19 protein-coding genes are annotated in these 23,830 nt (G+C 63.5%); 7 read left to right on the top strand and 12 right to left on the bottom strand.

The genetic code is table 11. The features are described from left to right. Nucleotides 1–7 precede the first annotated feature (7 nt). Entirely contained in the window at nucleotides 8–751 is a 744-nt protein-coding gene (locus J1G35_RS05520; protein WP_053127648.1) for a hypothetical protein, read from the top strand. Nucleotides 752–812: 61 nt separating this feature from the next. Here J1G35_RS05520 and J1G35_RS05515 read toward each other — a convergent pair whose 3' ends face one another. Then, nucleotides 813–1,664: an SDR family oxidoreductase gene (locus J1G35_RS05515; RefSeq protein WP_223013995.1), complete on the bottom strand. Its 852-nt coding sequence runs from the start codon at nucleotides 1,662–1,664 to the stop codon at nucleotides 813–815. A 189-nt stretch (nucleotides 1,665–1,853) separates the two neighbouring features. Here J1G35_RS05515 and exbB point away from each other — a divergent pair, with 189 nt between their 5' ends. The 6 genes from exbB to J1G35_RS05485 all read left to right on the top strand — a co-directional run bounded on the left by exbB (nucleotide 1,854) and on the right by J1G35_RS05485 (nucleotide 8,630). Next, nucleotides 1,854–2,828, top strand: a complete 975-nt coding sequence (exbB, locus tag J1G35_RS05510; RefSeq protein ID WP_223013993.1) for a tonB-system energizer ExbB — start codon at nucleotides 1,854–1,856, stop codon at nucleotides 2,826–2,828. Between the two features lie 6 nt (nucleotides 2,829–2,834). Then, on the top strand, nucleotides 2,835–3,260 hold the full coding sequence (exbD, locus tag J1G35_RS05505; protein ID WP_003195519.1) for a TonB system transport protein ExbD: 426 nt from the start codon (nucleotides 2,835–2,837) through the stop codon (nucleotides 3,258–3,260). Further along, complete coding sequence (locus tag J1G35_RS05500) at nucleotides 3,257–4,006, top strand: energy transducer TonB (protein WP_053127642.1); 750 nt, start codon at nucleotides 3,257–3,259, stop codon at nucleotides 4,004–4,006. Before exbD ends, J1G35_RS05500 begins: the two co-directional genes overlap by 4 nt. Nucleotides 4,007–4,147: 141 nt before the next feature. Continuing rightward, a complete protein-coding gene (locus tag J1G35_RS05495) occupies nucleotides 4,148–5,068 on the top strand; it encodes a hydrogen peroxide-inducible genes activator (protein ID WP_223013991.1) in 921 nt (306 codons plus the stop codon). Between the two features lie 8 nt (nucleotides 5,069–5,076). Beyond that, nucleotides 5,077–7,152 (top strand): ATP-dependent DNA helicase RecG, encoded by a 2,076-nt coding sequence (gene recG / locus J1G35_RS05490; RefSeq protein ID WP_053127638.1) that lies wholly within the window; start codon nucleotides 5,077–5,079, stop codon nucleotides 7,150–7,152. Nucleotides 7,153–7,229: 77 nt separating this feature from the next. Then, nucleotides 7,230–8,630 (top strand): aminoacyl-tRNA deacylase and HDOD domain-containing protein, encoded by a 1,401-nt coding sequence (locus J1G35_RS05485; RefSeq protein ID WP_053127636.1) that lies wholly within the window; start codon nucleotides 7,230–7,232, stop codon nucleotides 8,628–8,630. A gap of 11 nt (nucleotides 8,631–8,641) precedes the next feature. On the opposite strand, the gene J1G35_RS30850 is transcribed toward J1G35_RS05485, so the two are convergent. The 11 genes from J1G35_RS30850 to J1G35_RS05430 all read right to left on the bottom strand — a co-directional run bounded on the left by J1G35_RS30850 (nucleotide 8,642) and on the right by J1G35_RS05430 (nucleotide 23,830). After that, nucleotides 8,642–9,493 (bottom strand): hypothetical protein, encoded by an 852-nt coding sequence (locus J1G35_RS30850; protein WP_262417165.1) that lies wholly within the window; start codon nucleotides 9,491–9,493, stop codon nucleotides 8,642–8,644. Between the two features lie 66 nt (nucleotides 9,494–9,559). Further along, complete coding sequence (locus J1G35_RS05475; protein ID WP_053128151.1) at nucleotides 9,560–9,940, bottom strand: hypothetical protein; 381 nt, start codon at nucleotides 9,938–9,940, stop codon at nucleotides 9,560–9,562. Between the two features lie 124 nt (nucleotides 9,941–10,064). After that, a complete protein-coding gene (tagQ, locus tag J1G35_RS05470) occupies nucleotides 10,065–10,991 on the bottom strand; it encodes a type VI secretion system-associated lipoprotein TagQ (RefSeq protein ID WP_053127634.1) in 927 nt (308 codons plus the stop codon). Between the two features lie 84 nt (nucleotides 10,992–11,075). Further along, nucleotides 11,076–12,785 (bottom strand): SUMF1/EgtB/PvdO family nonheme iron enzyme, encoded by a 1,710-nt coding sequence (locus tag J1G35_RS05465; protein WP_223013989.1) that lies wholly within the window; start codon nucleotides 12,783–12,785, stop codon nucleotides 11,076–11,078. Further along, the gene (locus tag J1G35_RS05460; protein WP_223013987.1) at nucleotides 12,778–13,962 is read right to left on the bottom strand and encodes an ABC transporter permease; all 1,185 of its coding nucleotides are present in this window, start codon (nucleotides 13,960–13,962) and stop codon (nucleotides 12,778–12,780) included. The genes J1G35_RS05465 and J1G35_RS05460 overlap by 8 nt, the downstream gene beginning before the upstream one ends. Beyond that, nucleotides 13,962–14,666, bottom strand: a complete 705-nt coding sequence (locus J1G35_RS05455) for an ABC transporter ATP-binding protein (protein WP_223013985.1) — start codon at nucleotides 14,664–14,666, stop codon at nucleotides 13,962–13,964. The genes J1G35_RS05460 and J1G35_RS05455 overlap by 1 nt, the downstream gene beginning before the upstream one ends. Beyond that, nucleotides 14,666–17,677: a serine/threonine-protein kinase gene (locus tag J1G35_RS05450; protein ID WP_223013983.1), complete on the bottom strand. Its 3,012-nt coding sequence runs from the start codon at nucleotides 17,675–17,677 to the stop codon at nucleotides 14,666–14,668. Before J1G35_RS05450 ends, J1G35_RS05455 begins: the two co-directional genes overlap by 1 nt. After that, entirely contained in the window at nucleotides 17,674–18,393 is a 720-nt protein-coding gene (locus J1G35_RS05445; protein ID WP_223013981.1) for a protein phosphatase 2C domain-containing protein, read from the bottom strand. Before J1G35_RS05445 ends, J1G35_RS05450 begins: the two co-directional genes overlap by 4 nt. Then, nucleotides 18,394–19,047 carry a type VI secretion system-associated protein TagF gene (gene tagF, locus J1G35_RS05440; protein WP_115485462.1) on the bottom strand — a complete coding sequence of 218 codons (654 nt, stop codon included), beginning with the start codon at nucleotides 19,045–19,047 and terminating at the stop codon, nucleotides 18,394–18,396. It abuts the gene before it with no gap. Continuing rightward, nucleotides 19,044–22,544, bottom strand: coding sequence for a type VI secretion system membrane subunit TssM (gene tssM, locus J1G35_RS05435; protein WP_223013979.1), 3,501 nt, complete (start codon nucleotides 22,542–22,544; stop codon nucleotides 19,044–19,046). Before tssM ends, tagF begins: the two co-directional genes overlap by 4 nt. After that, nucleotides 22,541–23,830, bottom strand: a complete 1,290-nt coding sequence (locus J1G35_RS05430) for a DotU family type VI secretion system protein (RefSeq protein WP_053127616.1) — start codon at nucleotides 23,828–23,830, stop codon at nucleotides 22,541–22,543. The genes tssM and J1G35_RS05430 overlap by 4 nt, the downstream gene beginning before the upstream one ends.

Below are 23,830 nucleotides of genomic sequence, written 5' to 3'. Positions count from 1 at the left end.
TTTCATGATGCGCAAAGCGCTTGTAGCCACGTCGTTGCTCGCCCTGCTGCTTGGCGGCTGCGCCAGCAACCCTGCCGATTTGGATGTGAGCGGCACCTGGATCAATCAGGTCGCCATCGATGCGGCAGCCAAAGGCGGCCCTTTGCGTGAAGCGCTGCAAAGCTATGGCCCGAACCTCGAATGGGAGATCAACCCCAAGGCTTCGCAGGCGCGCTACTACAACGGTTTTGAAGTCGCCGAAGGCAAGTTGCTGGGTGAAAAATCCGGCGCCTGGAACGTGGATTTCTACGGCAGCTCCGCCACCGAACTCAAGCGCAAAGGCAAGCAACTGCTGCAATCCGCCAACGACAATGAGCCTGAGCAACTGTTCGCCCGTGCCCAGGACCCCGCACCGGAAGGCGCGCCACTAGGCGCCAACTTTGAGCGTGCGCTGTACGCGGCCTATATGGGCGGCGACTGGAAGATCACTGACGGCTTCGGAAACGGCGCCATCGTGCAGTTCCAGCCCGACGGCAAGGTCGTGGGCCTGCCAAATGTTGATCGGTACTCACTGTGCCTGGCGGGCGACTGCGCCTCCATGAGCGGCGGCTACGACAGCATCTGGCTGCAACTCAACGGTGTCGGCAACCCCTGGATCTTCGCCCGCAAAGGCAAGCAGCTGGAAATATTCCAGGCGGTCAACACCGCACAGGCGGACGAAGTGCCGCAATTCACCCAAGGTCCACGCCAATGGCTGCTTGAAAAACAATAGCCGTCATCACCCAGATCCAAATGTGGGAGGAGGCAAGCCCTCCCACATCTTTAACCGCATTTCAGCCTTTAAGAATGGCTGCATACCCTTCGCGATAGCTTGGATACGTCGGTACCCAACCCAACGCCTTGATCCGCGCATTACTGCACTGCTTACTGCCCGCCCGCCGCACACTGGCGTCTTCGGACCACTCTGTCACGCCCAGGTACTCACGCAACCAGGCCACCACCTCAGCCAGCGGCGCCGGTGAATCGTCGACGCCGATATAGACCTTATCCAGCGAACCGCCCTGCTCCACATGCCGGAGCAAAAACGCCAACAAGCCTGCCGCATCGTCCGCGTGAATCCGGTTGCCATACAGCGGTGGATCGATCGCGACGCGATAACCTTGGCGCACCTGGGTCAGCAGCCACTCACGGCCCGGGCCGTAAATCCCCGTCAACCGCACAACGCTGGCCGGAATGCCGCTGCCGAGCGCCACTTGCTCGGCTTCGAGCATCACCTGCCCGGAATAGCCTTTCGCCTGGGTCTCGGATGTTTCGTCGACCCATTCCCCATTCTGCTGCCCGTATACGCTGCTGCTGGATACAAACAGCAGGTGTTTCGGTTCCTGGCCGTAGTCTTTCAGCCATTCCAAGACATGCCGCAAACCTTGCACGTAAGCCGCGCGATAACCGGCTTCATCGTGGTCGGTCGCAGCGGCGCAGTAGACGAGGTAATCCACCCCACCGATAGGCCAGGTGTCCGGGCAGTCCTTGTTGAACAGGTCACCGGCAATGCCGATCACTCCTTCCGGCAGGCGCGAAATGTCCCGTCGCAGACCATGAACTTCCCATTCCGAAGCGAGCAATTGGCTAGCCAGCCGGCTACCCACATCGCCACAACCGGCAATCACAACAGACGGCGCAGACATCAAAAAACTCCCTACTTAAAGGTCTAGATTAGCCCTCGTAGCAGACCGGCGGCCAGAAAAAGGGCAAATAAAGTTACTGTATTACTTTTGTTAACAAGAATTACTTGCAATAATAACCGCCCATTTGTCCTCGGCCCTAAAGGGTCTGGAAGGACGATTACCCATTTTTTCCTCTCAGGTCCGGCCAGCATGACACGTAATACAACCCCCGCTTCGCCAACCAAGCCTCACAGCCCGTCCCGCGCCTGGCGCGCGATTGCTGCGTTGCTGTTCAGCGTACTGCTGGCACCGACCGCCGCATTCGCTGATGCCACCGCACCTGCCACTGCACCGGCTGCAGAGCACAGCACGGCGGCTCCAGCCGCTGCGCCAGTGGCTACCGACCCGGCCCTGGCTGCCGACCCAGCGGCCTCCGCCGGCGACACCGGGGTGGTGCTGGAAGAAGACAACACCCTGGGCATGGCCCACGACCTGTCCCCATGGGGCATGTACCAGAACGCTGACGTGGTGGTTAAAGCCGTGATGATCGGCCTGGCCATCGCCTCGATCATCACCTGGACCATCTGGATCGCCAAGGGCTTCGAGCTGCTGGGCGCCAAGCGTCGTCTGCGCAATGAAATCGTCCACCTGAAAAAGGCCACCACCCTCAAGGAAGCCAGCGAAAGCGCGACCAAGAAAGGCACCCTGGCCAACACCCTGGTGCACGACGCGCTGGAAGAAATGCGCCTGTCGGCCAACACCCGCGAAAAAGAAGGTATCAAGGAACGCGTGGCCTTCCGTCTGGAGCGTCTCGTTGCAGCCTGCGGCCGTAACATGAGCAGCGGCACTGGCGTGCTGGCGACCATCGGCTCTACCGCGCCTTTCGTCGGTCTGTTCGGTACCGTATGGGGCATCATGAACAGCTTCATCGGCATCGCCAAAACCCAGACCACCAACCTCGCCGTCGTTGCCCCGGGCATCGCCGAAGCCCTGCTGGCAACCGCCCTGGGCCTGGTTGCCGCAATTCCTGCGGTGGTGATCTACAACGTCTTCGCCCGTTCGATTGCCGGCTACAAGGCCCAGGTATCGGATGCGTCGGCAGAAGTCCTGCTGCTGGTCAGCCGCGACCTCGATCACCTGCCTACCGAGCGCAGCTCGCAACCGCACATGGTGAAAGTGGGGTAATCGGCCATGGGCCTGCATTTGAATCAAGGCGACGACGAACTCGTCGAGAACCACGAAATCAACGTCACGCCGTTTATCGACGTGATGCTGGTGCTGCTGATCATCTTCATGGTGGCCGCACCGTTGGCCACCGTGGATATCAAGGTTGACCTGCCCGCCTCCAGCGCCAAGCCGGCGCCGCGGCCAGAGAAACCGATCTTCCTCAGCGTCAAGGCGGACCAACGCCTGTTCCTGGGCGAAGAAGAAGTCAAAGCTGAAACCCTGGGGCCGGTGCTCGACGCCAAGACCCAAGGCAAGAAGGACACGACGATCTTCTTCCAGGCTGACAAGGGCGTGGACTACGGCGACCTGATGAGCGTGATGGATGCCCTGCGGGCAGCCGGCTACCTCAAGGTAGGCCTGGTCGGACTCGAGACGGCAGCCAAGAAATGATCACGACGCGCCACAAACTGACGCGTTATGGCACCAGCCTCGCCGTCGTGCTGGGCGTGCATGCCGTCGCGATTGCCATCGCGCTCCATTGGTCAGCGCCACGCACGGTGCAGTTGCCTCCGGCAGCCATGGTCATCGACCTGGCCCCGATGCCTGCACCGCCGCCTCCGGCGCCGCCGAAAGTGGTAACGCCACCGCAACCGCCTGCACCGGTGGAAGAGCTGCCCCTGCCGAAACTGGCCGAGGCACCCAAGCCAACGATCCAGGTGCCCAAACCGGTCAAGCCCAAGCCTAAACCGCAACCGCCCAAGCCGGTGGAGAAGAAGATCGAGCCGCCCAAGGAGAAACCCTCCGAGGACCCACCGAGTGACGCTCCGCCGACCAAGGCTCCAGCTGAAAAATCGGCCCAGCCGGTTCCAGGCCCGTCGCCGCAACAGATCGCCGCCAAAGCGTCCTGGGAAGGCACCCTGCTGGCACACTTGCAGAAGTACAAGAAGTACCCGCCAGGTGCTCAGGCCCGTGGCAAGGAAGGCCTGAACCGCCTGAAGTTCGTGGTGGATGCCGACGGCAACGTGCTGTCCTACGAGTTGGTGGGCCGCTCCGGCAACGCCGACCTGGACCGTGCCACCCTGGACATGATCCGTCGTGCCCAGCCGCTGCCCAAGCCGCCGGCCGATATGCTCAAGGGCGGCAGCATCGAGATCGTTGCACCGTTTGTGTACAACATCGAAAAACGTCGTCGCTGAAAATGAAGGTGGCGAGGGGCCCCCTCGCCACTCTCAGCAAAATCCCGCGCATTCCCCCCTCAATGCCCAGCAAAGTTCTGATAACGTGCGTCTATCGATTGCAGCCGGTATGCTTGGCCCGCAACCTCATGGACGCCCGCTATGACTCTTACAGAATTACGCTACATCGTTACCCTCGCCCAAGAGCAGCACTTTGGCCACGCGGCCGAACGCTGCCACGTCAGCCAGCCGACGCTGTCGGTGGGTGTGAAAAAGCTTGAAGACGAACTCGGTGTGCTGATTTTCGAGCGCAGCAAAAGCGCCGTGCGCCTCACCCCGGTGGGCGAAGGCATCGTTGCCCAGGCCCAGAAGGTGCTGGAGCAAGCACAGAGCATTCGCGAACTGGCCCAGGCCGGTAAGAACCAGCTGACTGCACCGCTGAAAGTCGGCGCCATCTATACCGTCGGCCCGTACCTGTTCCCGCACCTGATCCCCCAACTGCACCGCGTCGCGCCGCAGATGCCGCTGTATATCGAAGAGAACTTCACCCACGTGCTGCGCGACAAACTGCGCAACGGCGAGCTGGATGCGATCATCATCGCCCTGCCGTTCAACGAAGCGGATGTGTTGACCCTGCAGCTCTACGACGAGCCGTTCTACGTGCTGATGCCCGCCTCCCATCCGTGGACGCAAAAAAACACCATCGATGCCGGCCTGCTCAACGACAAGAGCCTGCTGCTGCTCGGCGAAGGCCACTGCTTCCGCGACCAGGTGCTGGAAGCCTGCCCGACCCTGACCAAAGGCAACGATGGCGCCAAGCACACCACCGTGGAATCCAGCTCCCTGGAAACCATCCGCCATATGGTCGCCTCCGGGCTGGGCATCTCGATCCTGCCGCTGTCGGCAGTCGACAGCCATCACTACGCCCCCGGTGTGATCGAAGTGCGTCCACTCACGCCACCGGTGCCGTTCCGCACCGTAGCGATCGCCTGGCGCGCCAGCTTCCCACGGCCCAAAGCGATTGAGATCCTCGCCGACTCGATCCGCCTGTGCTCGGTGGCCAAGCCGCCTGCTGCGAGCTAAGTAAACGTATGACTGAGCTGTCGCAGGTATCGGTGACGGCACTCAAGGGTGTCGGTGAAGCCATGGCCGAAAAGCTGGCCAAGGTCGGCCTGGAGAATCTCCAGGACGTGCTGTTTCACCTGCCCCTGCGCTATCAGGATCGCACCCGCGTGGTGCCCATCGGCCATTTGCGCCCGGGGCAGGATGCCGTGGTCGAAGGCACCGTCAGCGGCGCCGACGTGGTGATGGGCAAGCGCCGCAGTCTGGTGGTGCGCCTGCAGGACGGCACCGGTGGCCTGAGCCTGCGCTTCTACCATTTCAGCAACGCACAAAAGGAAGGCCTCAAGCGCGGCACCCGCGTGCGCTGCTACGGCGAAGCCCGCCCCGGCGCCTCGGGCCTGGAGATCTACCACCCGGAGTACCGCGCCATCACCGGCGATGAACCGCCTCCGGTGGACACCACCCTGACGCCGATCTACCCGCTCACCGAAGGCCTGACCCAACAACGCCTGCGTCAATTGTGCATGCAGACCCTGGGCATGCTCGGCCCGCAGAGCCTGCCCGACTGGCTGCCCCTGGAGCTGGCGCGCGACTATCAACTGGCGCCGCTGGCCGATGCGATCCGCTACCTGCACCACCCACCGGCCGACGCCGATGTCGACGAACTGGCCCTCGGTCATCACTGGGCCCAGCATCGCCTGGCGTTCGAAGAACTGCTGACCCACCAGCTATCCCAGCAACGCCTGCGCGAAAGCATGCGCTCCCTGCGTGCGCCCGCCATGCCCAAGGCCACGCGCCTGCCTGCGCAATACCTGGCCAACCTCGGCTTTGCGCCGACGGGTGCCCAGCAGCGCGTGGGCAATGAAATCGCCTACGACCTCAGCCAGCACGAGCCGATGCTGCGCCTGATCCAGGGCGACGTGGGCGCAGGCAAGACCGTGGTCGCCGCCCTCGCCGCCCTGCAAGCCCTGGAAGCCGGTTACCAGGTGGCGCTGATGGCGCCCACCGAGATCCTCGCCGAGCAGCACTTCATCACGTTCAAGCGCTGGCTCGAACCCCTGGGCCTGGAAGTCGCGTGGCTGGCCGGCAAGCTCAAGGGCAAGACGCGCGCGGCAGCGCTGGAGCAGATCGCCGGCGGCGCACCGATGGTGGTGGGTACCCATGCGCTGTTCCAGGACGAAGTCCAGTTCAAGAACCTGGCCCTGGTGATCATCGACGAACAGCACCGCTTCGGCGTGCAGCAGCGCCTGGCCCTGCGCCAGAAAGGCGTGGGCGGGCGCATGAACCCGCACCAGTTGATCATGACCGCCACCCCGATCCCGCGCACCCTGGCCATGAGCGCCTATGCCGACCTCGACACCTCGATCCTCGACGAACTGCCCCCCGGCCGTACACCGGTCAATACCGTGCTGGTCACCGATACGCGGCGGGTCGAAGTGATCGAGCGTGTGCGCGGCGCCTGCGCCGAAGGCCGCCAGGCGTACTGGGTGTGCACGCTGATCGAAGAGTCCGAGGAGCTGACCTGCCAGGCCGCCGAGACCACCTATGAAGACCTCACCAGCGCCTTGGGCGAGCTCAAGGTCGGACTGATCCACGGGCGCATGAAACCCGCGGAAAAGGCCGCGGTGATGGCCGAATTCAAAGCCGGCAACCTGCAATTGCTGGTTGCTACCACGGTGATTGAAGTGGGCGTGGACGTGCCCAACGCCAGCCTGATGATCATCGAAAACCCCGAGCGCCTGGGCCTGGCGCAACTGCACCAGTTGCGCGGCCGTGTCGGCCGGGGCAGCGCCGCCAGCCATTGCGTGCTGCTCTACCACCCACCGCTGTCGCAGATCGGCCGCCAGCGCCTGGGGATCATGCGCGAAACCAACGACGGTTTTGTCATCGCCGAAAAAGACCTCGAACTGCGCGGCCCCGGTGAAATGCTCGGCACCCGCCAGACCGGCCTGCTGCAATTCAAGGTCGCCGACCTGATGCGCGACGCCGACCTGTTGCCCGCCGTGCGCGATGCCGCGCAAGCGCTGCTGGAACGCTGGCCGGATCATGTCAGCCCGCTGCTGGATCGCTGGCTGCGTCATGGACAGCAATACGGCCAAGTGTGACACCAGACTCACTTATCCGACCTACAGTTGTATCAAGCTGGTTATACTCCGGTGACTGTAGGAAATTGGATCAGGCCATGTCAGAAGTTGCCCTCGCCACAGCCCCACTGACCGCCCCGCCGGTCATTCGCGCGCTGCTCGAAAAACTCGCCATCAGCTACACGGAAGTCACCGAACATCCGGGCCTGAATCCTGCGCAAAAGGTCCAGGCCGTATTGCTGGAAGACGCGGTGGGCGCTCTGATGGTGCTGTTCCCACAGAGCCAGCTGCTCGACCTCAACCGCCTCACCGAACTCACCGGTCGCCGCCTTACGGCCGTGTCACCGGATCGCGTCGCACGCATGCTGGGCAAGCACGACCTGAGCCTGCTGCCGGGTCTGCCGGCACTCACCAGTTCGCCGTGCCTGTACGAAGGCAGCCTGCTCAACGAGCCGAGCCTGCTGGTGCATTCAGGTGAAGCCGGGCTGCTGCTGGAAATCGCCAGCGACGCCTTCAAGACCATGCTCACCAAAGCCAGCGCCGCCCAGTTCGGTGAGCCACTGAGCAATATCCGCCCGAACCTCGACCGCCCGAATGATGACCGTGAGGAAATCACCCAGGCGATGCAGGCGTTTACCGCCCGCCGCATCCAGCAACGCCTGGAAGCGACCATCGAGATTCCACCGCTGGCCGACACCGCACAGAAGATCATCAAGCTGCGCGTCGACCCCAATGCCACCATCGACGACATCACCGGCGTGGTCGAAACCGACCCGGCCCTGGCCGCCCAAGTGGTGAGCTGGGCCGCGTCACCGTACTACGCATCGCCGGGCAAGATCCGCTCGGTGGAAGACGCCATCGTACGCGTGCTGGGTTTTGACCTGGTGATCAACCTGGCATTGGGCCTGGCCCTGGGCAAGACCTTGAGCCTGCCCAAGGACCACCCGCACCAGGCCACGCCGTACTGGCACCAGTCCATCTACACCGCCGCCGTGATCGAAGGCCTGACCCGCGCCATGCCTCGCGCCCAGCGCCCGGAAGCCGGCCTGACCTACCTCGCCGGCCTGCTGCACAACTTCGGCTACCTGCTGCTGGCCCATGTGTTCCCGCCGCATTTCTCACTGATCTGCCGCCACCTGGAGGTCAACCCGCACCTGTGCCACAGCTACGTGGAGCAACACTTGTTGGGCATCAGCCGCGAGCAGATCGGCGCCTGGCTGATGCGCTACTGGGACATGCCGGACGAACTGTCCACCGCCCTGCGCTTCCAGCACGACCCGACCTACGATGGGCAATACGCCGAGTACCCGAACCTGGTGTGTCTGGCCGTGCGCTTGCTGCGCAGCCGGGGGATCGGCTCCGGGCCGGATGAGACCATCCCGGACGAATTGCTTGAGCGTTTGGGCTTGAGCCGTGACAAGGCTGAGGAAGTAGTGGGCAAGGTGCTGGATGCCGAAGTGCTGCTGCGCGAATTGGCATCGCAGTTCAGTCAGGGATAAGTACAACACCGTTATTCTTGATACAGCACATCCTGGGGTTCGACGTTCAAATACCCTTTGAAATCGAACCCCTGCTTATCCTCTTTGAGGAAATGCTCCAACGTTCTTACCGAAGTGCCTTGCGCATCCACCTTTAATGCGCCGCTCAGCTCAACGCCTATGTTTTTTGCTGCCGCCTGATAGGCCGCAAGTACAAAATGCGAGCAGAAGGAGCCCTTTTTCAAAAACCGAGGCTCATTTTCAAAGGCCTGGTTGGCATATCGCTCGCTCGCCACCGCCGCATTTTCCTTGAAGTTCGAGTTTCTCAATACACTCAATACCGATTGCGGCTTTGAATAAGGAATCCCTCCTTCGACGCTCCAAACTTGCCCGACTTGTGCGGCCCAGTCGCCCAGATTTTTATCTTTTGGCGAGTAGACTTTGTAAAGCCCCTGTCGAACTGCACTTGATGAGGATGAAAGTTTGGATCCGCCCCGCATCTCGACTATTTCCGATTCGCCCTCAGCGCTCGGTCCAAGTTTCGCACCGTTATTCGGTCTTTTAGACCACATAACCGCATGCACCAATTCAGCATCGCCGCCATTACGACGTAATACCGAAAGCGCAGGCAATCGCTGGCCAAGCTTGATTAACCGATGACTCATCGCGGTGTTTTGTGGCTGGTCCATCAAGAGCAGAATATCTCCCGCTGAAAGATCGGCTTTATTGAGCCTCGCATTGCAGACCGCCTCAGGAGGTCGTAATGCATCGGGAGCCAGCGCGGCCTTGAGAGGCGGCCGGGGGCTATCTGCAAGCTTGTTGAAAGGCTCTTCTGCTGCAGCCCTCGTGTGATACGAGGGCTTAACTGACACATCAATCTTCATGTCCGCACCGGGGATCGCTGTTCTCCAATGCGTGGTTTTTGTTTATGAAGAGTTCCGATAACCGTCTTAACTTTTTGCCTTTTTCTTCGGCTTCAAATACTTGGTCAACCCCTGGAACCAGATCACCAGCGCCGGGTTGCCCTTGATCTGGATCGACTTGTCCTGAATGCCCGTCATGAACGCCAGTTGCTTGTTCTTCGCCTGCATCGTGGCGAAGCCGTAGGCGGCATCCTTGAACGCGATGGCAAACGCCGGCGCCGGATGGACACCCGAGCGGCTGGTAATGCGCTGGTCTTTGACGATGAAGTGACGGGCAACCTTGCCGTCGAGGGTCTGCAACTGGAACGCCAGGTCTTTGTCACCCAGCTGTTGCTGGAAGGCAGGATTGGTGCGGCTGGCTTTGCCCATCATCAGGCCCAGCACCCACAGCAGAAGACGAAATTTCATGCACACGGCCTCGGTGTAATTATTGAGTGGCCGCAGCAGTTTAACCAATTGCAAAAAGAACGCCACCGATCTTGCGCATTAGCGGAAGATCGGCTGGCGTTTGACGCTTATAGCAGCATGTTACTTAAACGTTAGGGCAAGGAACCGGCGCCCAGTCGGCCAGGTTTGGATCACGGCAAGTGCCTTCGATCTGCGCTTTACCGGCGCTGGCGACCTTCTTGCTTTCATCTTGCTTGGTCTGGGCGGTCTGGAAGGTTTTCTCGGTGCTCACCGCTTCTGTTGGTACGGTTGGAAGCGGCGGCTTTTTCGGCGGTTTGGTACCGGTACCTTTCTTCTTGCCCGCTGGCACAACGGGTGTTGCATCGGCCTTGGCCACGGTGACCACGTCGGCACGCTGTACGCCAACCTGCTGCAGATCTTTCTCGTACGCCTGGGTGTAGTTGTTCAGGTCTTCGGCGGCTTTGCCGTTGACCGCAACGATCAGGTCATTGGACTCCTTCAGGCCCGAGACGATTTCCGCCAGGCGTTTGCGGCCTTCGGTGTCGTTGACGGTCTTGGCTTTGCGATCATTCACCAACTTGGTGAATGCGCTCTGGTAGCACTGCTGGGACGCCTTGGCGTACGCGGTACTGCGGTCGATGTCGGAGGCGCTTTTGTTCACGTCAGCCGCATACGAGGCAATGCGCTGGTTGTCATCGGCGATCTGCTTCTGACGCTCGGTGTAATAACCCGCTGCGCCGCCGGCCAGGGCCCCGCCCGCTGCGCCGATGGCGGCGTTACGGCCGCGCTTTTCCTTGTCGCCGGTCAGGGCGCCCAACAATGCACCGCCGGCCGCGCCGATGGCTGCACCGGTGACCACCGACTTGGTCATGTTCGAATCGGTGGCGCGCAAGTGCTGCACCGGCTCGTAGCAGTTGGGGTAGTACTCGACCTTGGTGCTGGACGCGACCTTGGAAGCCGGTGACGTGGCGCAGCCTGTCAACACGGTGCTGAAGCCAGCGGCAATCAGCAAAAGATGACGCTTGGAAACCGCCTTACGGGAAAAAAGCATAGGTTGTGTTCTCTTCTAAGTTTGACTTGCCCAGCACGGCCACTGCCGCCTGAGTCCCTTCCAAGCTCGCCATACAGCCAGCGATCATCGCTGACCGCTCGCTGCGAGCAATTCCTTCAAGATCGTCGCCGGGTCGGCCCGCTGTTGCTTGCGGTAGTTGCCGACATGGCGAACGAACAGTGTTGCGCGCGTCACCAGGCTTTTGCCGAGCACTGGCTTGCGATCCAACTCTTCCTTGATCCGTTGAAACTGCGCCTGGATCACCGCATCGGTGTAGCGCGTGCCGGTGGCCAGGTTGTCGATATAGATCGCCACCGCGCCATCAAGGGCGCTGCGCCCGTTGTCGATGGCCGTGGCAAACAGCGCCGCGCTGGCCTCGTCCTTATTGTCCAGGGCCTGCTGGCGACTCTTCTGCAGGTTGGCCAGGCGGATGTTGTAGTTGCCGATGGTCTCGGCCACCAACGCGGCCGACTGAATCAGGTTGCCCGCCGCTTCTTCGCGTTGCTGGGCGATCAGCGAGACATTGCGCTTGAGCTCTTCATTGACCAGCCCCAACTCGGCTTGCAGCTTGGGATCGACGCTGGCGGCGATAATGCTGTCCAGGCGCTTGGTCGGGTCCTGGGCGTCGTCGATGGCATCGGTCAGCGAGGCCAGGCGGCCCTCTTTCTGCCATTGCGCAAACAGCTCCTTGTAACGCGAACGCGGCGCAGACAACGCACCAATCGCCACGCGGAACCCGGTGGTCTCATTGCTTTGCTCGGTGCCGTCGGCGGCGAACAGCGGGTATTCGCGGCGCATGCCGGTAAACAACGTGCCCTCGCCTTCCAGGTAGTTGCCACCCTTGACCACAAAGCCACCGTACGTGCCCTGGCGACGACCGGCGTGGACCAGTTGGAAGGACTCCTGGACCATCTCCGCAGCGTTGCCGATCACGTCGAACATGCCGATGGGGTTGGGCAGCTTGGTGCCGATGGGCATCAGGCGCGCGGCCTGGCCGGTGCCGCCGGCGACCTGATTGAACACCGCGTAATCACCCAGCGGGCCATCGCTGTCGCTGCCTTCGACGCGGCGTGGAAACAGGCGCCCTTCCAGATCCTGACGGCTCACCGCCTGGCCACCGCGCGCGGCGAACTCCCATTCCACTTCGGTGGGCAGGCGTACAAAGCCCAGGCCGCCATCTTCTGCCGACGAACCGCGACCGCTCACCGGCAGCAAGTCGCGGTGGTATTTCATCAGCCAGGCGCTGTACACCGCCGAAAAGCGTTCAGCCTCGAAGCGCGACAGCTTCACCTTGGGCAAACGCCCGGCCATGCCGGTGGGTGCATCGCACGCCGGCGCTGGCTCGCCACTGGCCAGCGACTGCGCCTGGGCCATCACCTGGGCGTACTGGCGTGCGGTCACTTCGTACTTGCCGATGAAATACAGCATGGGCTTGAGCGGGGTCTTGGCGTCGGTCTTCGGCATCAGGGGCGCGATGACTTTGCTCCAGTCTTTCGGCAAATCCTTGAGGGTGAACTGGCCGTTGATAAAGTCGCGGCGATAGCCGGAAATAAACGACTGCTGATAACCCGCCTCACCTTCGGCGAAGGGGTAGCCGAGGCTGATCTCGCGGTCATCCAAAGTTCCTTGGGCCAGCACGTAGGCGTAGCGGAACACCATATTGCCTTCGCACGGCAGCGGCAGGCTGACGTCATCCGGCAACGGCTTGGGGTTGTCGAGCTTGTCGCTTGCCTCATCGGCCCAGGCCATCGAGGCCAGGCTCAGCGCCACAACGGCGCCCAGTAACTTATACATCTCTGATTCCTTCAGAAGCCTGGATACGCGCCACTCGCCAACCACCACAGGCGGCCGCCACGGCGCTGACGCCAAGGACTGCAACCAGGGCCAGGCCATAGTGACGCGCCAGCAGGTGGCTGGCGTGTTCGCCCGGCACCTGCACAAATAGCTTATTCACAGCTGTTTCGGCCAGGCCATACAACCCGGCACTGAGCAAAGCGGCAAACCCTGCGCTGTACAGCGCTTGCAGCACCACAAACAGCAACAGCGCGCCGGTGGAAAACCCCAACAGGCGCAACACCGACAACTCTCGACGCTTGCGTGCCACAGCCGCCAACGCCCCGGCGAAGATCGCCGCAAATGCGCCCGCCAAGGCCAACCCGGCGATGATCCAAAACACGATCGACAGGTTGCGGCTCAGCGACTGCACCTGGGCGATGGTCTGGGCCTGGGTCGATACCAACAAATTCTGCCCGGCGAAAAATACCCGCAGTGGCTCCACATCGACCAGGCTACGCGCGTACAAACGAAACGCCGGATACACCCGCTGTTCGCTCACAGCGACCTCATCACCGGCCCAACCCAACGCCGGCACCGCACGGCCATCGCGGTAATCTTCCGCCGCTTCCAGCAATCTCAAATCGGCAAACAACCCATCCCGAGCGAAGGCTTCCAGCGGCAGCACCGCCAGTACCTGCACGCGGGTGCGCTGGGCCTCCACGCGCCCTGCCACTTGCCGCGCAAAGCTGGTCTCCAACCAATCCCCAGGCCGCGCCGCGAGCTTCTCGGCAGCGGTGTGGCTCAACACAATCTGGTCCAGGCCCTTGGGCATCGGCAGGCCGCCCAGCAACGGGTCACCCGCCGCCGTCGGCAGCATCTCCAAGGTCAGCGTGCCGACCTGCGCCGTCGCCGCAATCTGCCGCGTACGCGGTAGCGCGAACGCCACATCACTGCGCTGGCCGAGCTGTTCGACAAATGCACTGCTGAATCGACCACCGCCCAACGGAATAATTTCACGGGTAGCCGGATCGGTCTCCAAACGTTCGGTCAAACTGCTAACCAGTCCAAATTTCAGGCCGAATAACACCAGCAACGGCGCGATCACCGCCACCAGCGCCAGCACCGAACAGGCCGACAGCCAGGCATCGTTGCGGTAATCCTGCCAGGCCAAGGACGCCACCAGAGGGATGCGCATCAGCACGCCTCCCCGAGGGTCGCGGTGACGCCGCCGTCGGTGTCGCGCCGACAGCTGATACGCCGCACCTGCAAGCCACTGGCGCGGGCCAGGGGTTCGTCATGGGTGGCGATCACACAGGCGGCGCGGTGCTCGCGGGCCTGGGCCAGCAGGGCCTGCATCACGCGCTCGGCATTCAGCGGGTCAAGGGACGCAGTCGGTTCATCGGCCAGCACCAGTTGCGGCGCATGGGCCAGGGCGCGGGCGCAGCTCACCCGTTGGCGCTGGCCCACCGACAACGCGGCGGGCTTCTTGGCCAACTGGTCGCTGATCTCCAGCTGTTCAGCCAGGCGCGTCACGCTGCCGTCATCCTTCAGGCCCAGCAACTGCCGCGACAGCGCGATATTGCTGCGCACATCCAGAAAGCCCAGCAGCCCGCCGGTTTGCAGCACATAGCCCAAGTGCTGGCTGCGCAGCGCGGCCAGGGTGGATTGCTGATCGACGCGCCACAGTCCACCAACGTCCTGCTGATTGAATTCGAACCGACCCACCTGATCCGGCGCCAGTACCAGCGCCAACAGATCCAGCAAGGTGCTCTTGCCGCACCCGCTCGGCCCGACAATCGCCAACTGCTCCCCGGCCCGCAGGTGCAGCGCCGGGATCACCAGGCTGTAACGCTGGCTCCCGATCCCCCGGCTCTTATGCACCGCGCTCAGGTTCAGCATTACGGCAGTGTCGACAAGGGCACGCGGTACAACGCATCGCCCGGCTCGGCATCGCCGAAACGGACCCAGTTGGCCACGTCATTGTGGAAGGTTTCGTAGAGGCGGATTTTCGAATCCAACTCGTCGATAAAGTCTTCCTGCTCGGCCACGCTCAACGACAACCACAGGTCCTGGGTCATGTTCAGCGACTTGCTGCGGTACGGCAGGCCTTCCAGGTATTCGCCAAGAATGCCGCCGTCGGCCAGGTTGCCGCCCTTGCGCAGGGCCTGCGGATCGCGGCTCATGTAGGCCGAGGCGCTGGCGATTTCCTGGAAGAAATCCTTGGGCGAGGTCTGGGTCTTGCGCGCCGCATCGACGATCAGTTTCAGCGACTGTTGCAGGTCGTTGAGCTGTAATTTGGTCAGCATCACGCACACCTGGAACGCCGGCAGCGCGGGGTTGGTGAGGTCGCGGTCGGCGGTCCAGGCGCTGACCAGCTGCGGTGCCTGACTCGCGCTCTTACGACCGAGGAAATCCATGTGCATCGCATAACCGACCGCTGCGGATTTGTCCGCCAGGCTCGGCGCGGCACTCAGCAGCGGCACCGGTTGCGGGGTGTTGCTGCGCACTTGATGCACGAGGTTGGCGAACACGCTGCCGATCTCATCGACGCGCTCGCCCAGCTTGCGTACGTCGCCACCCGGAACCGCTGTGTAGAGGTCGCCGATCTGCGGGTTGGCGTCGGCCGTGAGGATGCGGTACTGGCTCTCGGCGCCGGCGTGGGTTTTCTTGCCGGCGTCGGTGCGCAGGTGCAGCGCGTAGATCTTGATCTGCTTGCCCAGCGCGGCCTGGCGCACTTCGGCTTCGTTCATCTGGGTGGCGGCAAAGGGGTCGTTCTTGCGCAGCGCCCCGGCATCGGTGACCAGCAGGATGATACGACCGCCGTAGCCAGACCAGTCCATGCCGTCCACGGCCTGCATCACGCCGGCAAACGCATCCTCATTGAAGGAGTGGCTGGACACGGTAGACGCCTTGACCTGGCGCGCCATGTCGAGGAAGCGTTGCGGGTCGCGGCCCTGGTCGAGGCTGATCAGGGTCTTGGCCACGTATTCCAGGCCTGGGGTTTTCTTGATGCTGCTCCGGAAACCGACCATGCCGAAGCTGACACTGTCCAGCTCGCCACGCTCGGCGATGCGGGTTTGCAACTCGTGCACCACATCGCGGATCTGGTCGATATACGGCTGCATGGAGACCGTGGTGTCCACTACCAGCACCACCGCCGTGCGGAAGGCATCAGCATTGGCGTTGATCACCGGCGTCGCGGGCTTGGCCGCCGCGTTGCTGCCTGGGTCGATGGAGGCGATGTTAAGCAACTGCACCGGCTGGCCGTTTTCGTCGAAGCTCTCCTTGGCGTCGAAAATCGGCAGCAGGTAGAACTGGTTCTGCGGCACCGCGCTGGCGGTCGGCTCCAGGGCCAGGACCTGGCCGTTGTCTTCGCGGTTCTTCTGCGCCTTGGCCAACACGCCTTTGGCGGCGGCAGGGTCGGCCAGCAGTTTTTCCACTTCAGCGGATTGACGCAGGAACATCACCGGCGCCCGGCCAGAGCGTTCGGTGAATTTGAGCACGAGGCTTTGCTTCCAGTCGCTGACCTGGGCGGCCGGCAACCAGCCGTCGCTGCGACCATCGGTGGCGGCACCGACGCGCACCCACGGGCTGCCGTCGACGTCTTTGCGCTGGTACACATAAAGCACGGAGAACGCCGGCAGAGCCTTGCCCGGTGCGCTGCCGGCGTCATTCGACAGCTTGGCGCCGGGCTTGCTGAGGACGCGCTGGAACAGGGTCTTCTTGCCGGCCATCAACAACGGCCGTTGGCCGCCGTCCACCTCGGCGACCGACACGGGTGGTGTTGCCTGGGGCACTTCGGCTGCTGCTGCAGGTGGCTTGGCCTGAGGCACGACGGCAGCCGGCGGTTTGGCCGGTTCATCACTACCGCTCAACCACCAGTAGCTGCCGCCAGCAATGGCCAATGCGACGGCCACCGCTACGGCGGCCAGTGCCAACACCGGCCCACGCCGCTGCTCGGACACGGCGTGATGCTGGGTCGGCGTCACCACCGGCTGGCGCACCGGTTGCGGCTGGGGTTTATCGGTCGGGATGTCGATGGTGACCGGCGTCATGCCCGCCAGGTCAAAACTCAGCGGGATCGGCAACGGCCGCACCAGCGTGGCTTCCGGCGAGTCCGTCGGCAGGTTATCCAGCGCCTGCAGCAACGCCGCCGCATCCGGGAAACGCTCCGCCGGGTCCTTGGCCAACAGCTTGCGCAGCACACCCTGATAACGGCCGTGGTGCACCGGCAATTCCGGCAAGGGTTCGGTCAGGTGCGCCAGCGCCGTGGACAGCGCATCGCTGCCGTTATAGGGCAGCTTGCCGACGAGGATTTCATACAGCACCACGCCCAGCGCGTAGAGGTCGGCACGGCCATCGATCTCCTGGCCCCGCGCCTGCTCCGGGCTCATGTAGCTCGGCGTGCCCACGGCAAAACCGGCCTGGGTGAACTGGGTGCGGTCGTCCAGGGACTTGGCGATACCGAAGTCCGACAGCACCGCCGTGCCATCGGCACGGAATAGGATGTTTGCCGGTTTGACGTCGCGGTGCACCAGCCCCTGGGCATGGGCATAGCCCAGCGCCGAGGCGATCTGGCGGATCAGCGTAATGCCCTGCTCCGGCGTCAGGCCGGCGGCGATGCGCTCCTTGAGCGTGCCGTTGGGCAGGTATTCCATGGCCATGTAATACAGCTCACCGACATTGCCGATGTCATGGATGGTGACCGTGTGCGGGTGCGACAGCCGCGCCAGGGTCTTGCCCTCGCGCAGGAAACGCTCGCAGAAACTCGGGTCGGCCGCCAGCGCCGCCGCCATCACCTTCAACGCCACCTTGCGCTCCAGAGAGCGCTGGGTCGCCAGGTACACGCTGGCCATGGCGCCTTCGCCGATCTCGCCGTCGATGTCATAGCCCGGAATCACAATGTTCATGCCGATACCTTCACGACGATGGCGGTGATGTTGTCCGGCGCGCCGCGGTTGAGCCCCAGGTGCACCAGGCTGCGCACGATTTCGTCCGGCGCGTCGTGGCTGAGCACTTCGCGGATTTCATGGTCTTCGACGGTTTTGTTCAGGCCATCGCTGCACAGCAGGTAGCTGTCGCCGGGGGCGATCAGCAGGTCGACCACCGCCAGCTCCAACTGGGCTTCCACCCCAATCGCGCGGGTGACGATATTGGCGCGCGGGTGCACGCGGGCATCGGCTTCGCTGAGCAGGCCGCTGTCTTGCAGGTCCTGCACGTAGCTGTGGTCGCGGGAAACGCCTTCGAGCACGCCGTCACGCAGGCGGTACAGGCGACTGTCGCCGGCCCACAGGCACACACCGCGCAAGCCACGGGCGGCGAGCACCACCACCGTGCTGCCCATCATGGTCACGCCACGGTTGGCGGTTTCTTCACGCACGGCGGCGTTGATGCGGATCAGGTCATTGCGCAAGGCCGCCGAGTACTCGTCGAGGGAGCGCCCCATCGGCACGCTGCGCAGGCTGTCGACGATCAGGCTGCTGACGTAATCCCCGGCCGCATGCCCGCCCATGCCGTCGGCAACCACCCACAGGCGGTTTTCCGGCAGGTCCAGGCACGCGTCTTCGTTGACCTGGCGGACCATGCCCACATGGCTTTTGCTCGCGGATTTGTACGTCGACCCCATCTACACCACACCTTCTTGTCCGAGCAAAAACTGCGCAAAATCGCCAGCGGCTGGCAGGCCCTGACACCGCAATAAACCAGGGGAAATCGTCTGCGAACCACGCCCCCACCACAGGCTCGCCCCGTCGCAGGCCTGTTCGGCGAGCGCGGTCATGCGCTGGTGCGGCACGCTCGCCGCCACGCGCTGCAGGCCGGCGAAACGGCTGTCGACCGCACGCGGCTCTGTCGCCGGCAAGCCCAGGTCGTCGAGGCCATCGTTGAAGCGTTCGAACGTGGCGCCGGCATCCAGGGTGCTGAGCAACAGCTCTTCGGCCTGCTCGAACCAGGCATCCGGCCCACCCACCAGGGACGCAGGGTTGATGTCGTGATCCAGCAAGGTGACCACCGCCAGCGGGAAATAGCGCCCGACCCGGTCAATGCTCGGCATCACCACGCCCGCCGCCGCGTCCGGCCCACACACGCCGGGCGCCAGCACAAAGCGCCACAGTGGGCTGACCAGGTACGCATTGAGCCAGCCGGCGCCCAGGCTGTTCTGGCTGGCGAGCAAACCCGCCGCCAGCCAGCTGTCCCACGGGCCGATAAAGCTCTGGGGCAAGGCGCGACTGACGAAGTCACCACGGCTGGCCAACTTGCCGTAGAAGCCCAGCGTCGTCATAGCCGCTCCGGCAGGCTGAAGCCACTGAGCACGCGGCTCTTGAACGGGTTGAAGGCGCTGTTGGCGCGCAACTCGTAGGCGATGCTCGCACCGTCGACGCGCAGGCGCAGGTTGAAGCGGTCCGGCGAATTACCGGCAGTGAGGTCCGACTGTTCCAGCAAGCGGAACCAGGCCCACGGCCCGTCCAGGGTCACGCCCGAGCGGCCACTGGCCGACGGCGGCATGATCGAGATACGCACCACGCCGATGCTGCCGGGGTTCGGCCATTGCATCGCCACCGGGCGGCTTGGGCCGTGGTCATAGCTCAATTGCTGGCCGTCGAGGTCGAGCAGGAACTGGGTGATGGTCGGGTCCATCGACACCGGCTTGAGTTCGAAACGCACGATCGGTTGGGTGCCCCCGGAGCGGAAAAACGCATCGCGGATCGTTGCAGCCCGTTGGAAGGTTTGCAGCACGCCCGGCGCAATCCCCAGCTTCTGCGCCGCACCCGGCTGCCAGCGCCAGGTCTGTGCCGACGTGTCCACGTAAGGCTGCAGGTATTTGCGGAAATAGTTGTCCATCACCCCGCCGACGCCGAAGAACTGACCGAAGTCATCCAGGGTCGCATCCCGCGAACTGCCCGGCGACATCGGGTAGCGGCCGGCCAGGGACTGGCGGTACACATTGACCACTTCGCTGACCCACGCCGCGTTCAACTGGTTACGCACCCCGCCCATCATGCTGTTGGTGGTGGAGTTGACCACCGACTTGACCATGCCCTGCACCAGCGGCGGTTGGCGCTCGGCATTCAGGCTGACCCGCGTGGCCGCAGCCGCCGCCTGGTTCTTGGCCTCGCCCAGCAAGGCATCGCCGCTGGCACCGACCATGGCGCTGACCTGCACATACAGCGCGTTCATGTATGACAACAGGCCGTCGATGGCCGCAGGTTCGCCTTCGTTCTTGCTGACGATGCTGTTGAGTTCGGCAAAGTGCGCGGTCACCGGATCATCCGCCGCCGCCGGCGCATTGGCCGTCGGTTGCTCCTGGCCGAGCAGGCTGCCGAGGCGCTCCTTGAGCTTGTCGACGCCACCTTCCACGGGTACGCCTTTGGCCGCCAATTGGCGCTCTTCAGCTTGCAGATCGGTTTCCTTGGCCACGGCCACCAGCAGTTTTTTCAGCGGCGAACTCGGGCCGGAAATCACCCGCAGCACGTCGGCCGCCTGGGCCACGCTGGTGATGGGCACAAAGTCGATGTCGGCGAGCAACGCATCCCACTGGCGCTGGTAGTCCTGGAAGTACAGGCGACGCACATCGGCGGCGAGGCTGACCACGTTCTGCTGATCGGCCTGCTCGCGGCCCAACACCCACTGCTCTTCAGCCAGGGTGCCGGTCTGGTTCAGGCTGCTCAGCAAAAACGCCTGGCGATAGCCCTTGGCGGTGAAAAAGCCACTCAACGGCTCGCCCAACGGCTTGCCGCTTTTACGGCTGAACACCAGCGCAGCGTCACGGCCAGCGGCTTCGTTGATACGAAAGTCCGGGATGCCTTCGGGCAGTTTCTGGCGTTTGACCCGGTCGTAGACACGCTGGGCCACCGGCAGTTGTTGCAACTGGCGACGCAGATCGTCGATCAAGCGGGGGTCAAGGCGCGCACTTGGCGGATGACGTTCGAACAACGCCTGCAAGTGCCCGGTCAACGCCTGGCGCTGATCGGCCGGCAGGTCGCGCGGCAGGTTGCGGTCCCAGTCAAGGGCGATCCAGGCCTTGATGAAGTCCGGGTCGTAATGCTCGCTGTCGGCAAGCATCAGGTAGGCCTTGAGGCCTTCGTAGAGGAAGTCCGAGTTGCCGCCGCCGTGCAGTTGCTCCTCGATGCGCGTCACCAGACGCGGCGCAAACACGGCGATCAACAGCTTGCGATAGACACTGGCAGACTCGGCTTCGAGCATATCGCCCTGATACAGCCCCAGGCCTTCGGACCAGCTCGGCGAATCGCCCGCCAGGTTCTTCACCGCATTGAGCAGCGGCAGCACCGCGAGCACTTCACGCTGCGCCGGGCTCAGGTTCTGTACGGTCTGGCCCAGCGGCGCGACCTTTTGGTCGACCTGGGCGATATACGCCTGGTTGGCGCGATAGCTCACCCACCACAGGCTGCTGACCACGATCACCAAGGCCACGGTGGCCGCAAGCACACCCCGCGCGATCCACTTGCGTCGGCGTTCGACTTTCGGGTTCACCCCCACCAGTCCACGTTCGGCAAAGGCCACGGCGGTGAAGAGTTTTTCAATGAAGTAACTGCGCCCGGTGCCGCTTTGGCGTGCCAGGTGCTGGCGGTCCAGGTTCATGCTCTGGGCCATGGCGCCGATCAGGCGGTCAATCGGGCTGCCTTCCTGGGTGCCACTGGTGAAGTACACGCCGCGCAGCAACACGCGCTCTTCAAAGGCGTTGGGTTTGAACACGCCTTCGAGGAAGCTTTGCAGGCAATCCTTCAATGCGCCGAACTGCTGCGGGAAGCCGTAGATCAGGTCGCGCCGCGCCGGGTCACGCTCCTGTTGCAGGCGCTCCACCAGACGCTCGTTGAGACGCTGCTCCAGACCGGCGAATTCGCTTTGCAGATGGGCCAGCGGACTGTCGCTGTTCTTGCCGTCATCGAGGGCAAAGGTCATGCCCCACACCTGGGCGCGTTCTTCCTTGCTCAGGTTGTCGAAGAACTCCATGAAGCCCGGCACCAGGTCGAGCTTGGTCAGCATCAGGTAGATCGGGAAACGCACGCCCAATTGGGTGTACAGCTCCTGGATACGCAGGCGGATCGCCGCCGCATGGGCCGCGCGTTCGGCATCGGTGCCCAGCAGCAGGTCCGACAGGCTGATGGCGATAAAAGCGCCATCAATCGGGCGGCGCGAGCGCTGCTTTTTCAGCAGGTCGAGAAAGCCCAGCCACGCGGCCTTATCCACCGTGGAGTTGCTGTCCTGAGTGGTGTAGCGGCCGGCGGTATCGAGCAATACCGCCTGGTCGGTAAACCACCAGTCGCAGTTACGCGTACCGCCAACACCGCGCACCGCCCCGGCGCCCAACTGGGCCGCCAACGGAAAGTGCAGCCCGGAGTTGACCAGCGCCGTGGTCTTGCCCGAACCCGGCGGGCCGATGATCACGTACCACGGCAGCTCGTAGAGGTTGCGGCGTTCGTCGCCACCCAGCTTGGCCTTTTTCAGCAGCGCCAGGGCTTCGTCCATGCGCTGGCGCAGGGTGGTGAGCTCTTCGGCAGTAGCAACGCTGTTGGGGTCGGCCGGGGTTTCGGCGGCCAGGCTGCGCATCACTTCGGCCGCTTGGCGCCGCGCCTGGATGATGCGAAACACGCGGTAGGCGATCCACACCGCAAACACCAGGATGATCAGCGCCCAGCGCCGGCCTTCCGGCACCAGCACATCGAGCAACGGCCCCACAAACCAGATGATCAGGCTCAGGGCGATCAGGCCCAGTACGGGGATCACCCAGCGAATCATGAAACTGAAAAACGCCTTCACTCGACGCCCTCCGCCAATACGGTGATTTCAACCCGACGATTGCGGGCACGGCCTTCGGCAGTCGCGTTGGTCGCCAACGGCTCGGTGTCGCTCCTGCCTTCGGCACTGAAGCGATCGGCCTGGCCGGTCTTGGCCGCGAGGATCTCCAACACCGACTTGGCCCGCGCTTCGGACAACGCCCAGTTCGACGGGAAGCGCAGCGTGGCAATCGGACGGTTGTCGCTGTGCCCGGTGACCCGCACCTGGCCCTTGACCTTACGGATGGCGTCGGCAATGCGCAGCATCAGCGGCTGGTAGTCCTCGACGATGCTGGAGCTGGCGGACGCAAACAGCTCATCACCACGAATGGTGACGACAGAACGGTCGACCTTGTCTTCCACCGCGACGCGACCGGCCTTGATGTCTTCCGCCAGGAAGCCGGCCAGACGCGGACGCTCAATCACTTTGGGCTGCGCCACGGGACGGTCGATGGCCTGCACCGGGATCTCACCCAGGGCATGGATATTTTTGAACACCGGCTCCGCCTGCGCCGCGAGCAGCATGCGCAAGGTGAACAGCAAGGCCAGCAGCAACGCCAGGCCAATCGCCACGGCGATCCACGGCGGCATGAACTGCGCCAGCCGATCACGCGCCACGGTGACGCCGCGCCAATGCGGCGACAGCTCGCGCTCGTGGTCACCGCGAGCACTGCGAATCGCCGCCGCCGTGCGCTCACGCAAGGCTTCCAACTGGCTGCGACCGTCGTTCATCACGCGGTAGCGGCCTTCGAAACCCAGGCACATGCACAGGTACAACAGCTCCAGCAGGTACAGGCGCTCCCGTGGGCTTTGCAGGCAGTGGTCGAGCAACTGGAAGACTTTTTCGCCCCCCCAGGCTTCGTTGTGCACGGTGATCAACAGGCTCTGCTTGCCCCAATCGCTGGTGCTGCCCCACGGCGTGCTCAACACCGCCTCATCGAGGGCGGTGCACAGTGCGTAACGCGCCAGCAGCACTTCGTTGCGGGCCACCCCAGCGGCTTCGGCGCGCTCTTCGAACTGGCGCAGGTAGGCCAGCAACTGCGCGCGCAGGCTGGCCGGCGCCGGGTGCGCGATGGTGTTGCGCAGGCGCGTCAGCAGCGCCAGCAGCGGGCCGGCGGCGCTTTCCAGCGGGTTCAGGCCCTGGCTTTTGCCGGTGAGGATCGGCGCGGCCGGCATCGACAGCGGGGCCGGTTCGGCACGCGCGGGTTCCGGCGCACGGCCACCCGGGCGCGGCATGAACTGGGTGCGGTCATCATCATTGGGATGCAT

Source organism: Pseudomonas sp. SH10-3B (assembly GCF_019891415.1).
GTDB lineage: Bacteria > Pseudomonadota > Gammaproteobacteria > Pseudomonadales > Pseudomonadaceae > Aquipseudomonas.
Note: the sequence above shows the minus strand (reverse complement) of the source record. Positions and strands in the feature narration are given on the sequence as shown.

Bases quoted from the DNA above. Each gene is read 5' to 3' on its own strand.
- tagQ (WP_053127634.1), bottom strand. From the start codon at position 10,991: ATGCTTTTTTCCCGTAAGGCGGTTTCCAAGCGTCATCTTTTGCTGATT.
- J1G35_RS05475 (WP_053128151.1), bottom strand. From the start codon at position 9,940: ATGAAATTTCGTCTTCTGCTGTGGGTGCTGGGCCTGATGATGGGCAAA.
- J1G35_RS05465 (WP_223013989.1), bottom strand. From the start codon at position 12,785: ATGTATAAGTTACTGGGCGCCGTTGTGGCGCTGAGCCTGGCCTCGATG.
- exbB (WP_223013993.1), top strand. From the start codon at position 1,854: ATGACACGTAATACAACCCCCGCTTCGCCAACCAAGCCTCACAGCCCG.
- J1G35_RS05445 (WP_223013981.1), bottom strand. From the start codon at position 18,393: ATGGGGTCGACGTACAAATCCGCGAGCAAAAGCCATGTGGGCATGGTC.
- J1G35_RS05520 (WP_053127648.1), top strand. From the start codon at position 8: ATGCGCAAAGCGCTTGTAGCCACGTCGTTGCTCGCCCTGCTGCTTGGC.
- exbD (WP_003195519.1), top strand. From the start codon at position 2,835: ATGGGCCTGCATTTGAATCAAGGCGACGACGAACTCGTCGAGAACCAC.
- J1G35_RS05515 (WP_223013995.1), bottom strand. From the start codon at position 1,664: ATGTCTGCGCCGTCTGTTGTGATTGCCGGTTGTGGCGATGTGGGTAGC.
- J1G35_RS05495 (WP_223013991.1), top strand. From the start codon at position 4,148: ATGACTCTTACAGAATTACGCTACATCGTTACCCTCGCCCAAGAGCAG.
- J1G35_RS05450 (WP_223013983.1), bottom strand. From the start codon at position 17,677: ATGAACATTGTGATTCCGGGCTATGACATCGACGGCGAGATCGGCGAA.
- J1G35_RS30850 (WP_262417165.1), bottom strand. From the start codon at position 9,493: ATGAAGATTGATGTGTCAGTTAAGCCCTCGTATCACACGAGGGCTGCA.
- J1G35_RS05430 (WP_053127616.1), bottom strand. From the start codon at position 23,830: ATGCATCCCAATGATGATGACCGCACCCAGTTCATGCCGCGCCCGGGT.
- tagF (WP_115485462.1), bottom strand. From the start codon at position 19,047: ATGACGACGCTGGGCTTCTACGGCAAGTTGGCCAGCCGTGGTGACTTC.
- recG (WP_053127638.1), top strand. From the start codon at position 5,077: ATGACTGAGCTGTCGCAGGTATCGGTGACGGCACTCAAGGGTGTCGGT.
- J1G35_RS05460 (WP_223013987.1), bottom strand. From the start codon at position 13,962: ATGCGCATCCCTCTGGTGGCGTCCTTGGCCTGGCAGGATTACCGCAAC.
- J1G35_RS05500 (WP_053127642.1), top strand. From the start codon at position 3,257: ATGATCACGACGCGCCACAAACTGACGCGTTATGGCACCAGCCTCGCC.
- J1G35_RS05485 (WP_053127636.1), top strand. From the start codon at position 7,230: ATGTCAGAAGTTGCCCTCGCCACAGCCCCACTGACCGCCCCGCCGGTC.
- J1G35_RS05455 (WP_223013985.1), bottom strand. From the start codon at position 14,666: ATGCTGAACCTGAGCGCGGTGCATAAGAGCCGGGGGATCGGGAGCCAG.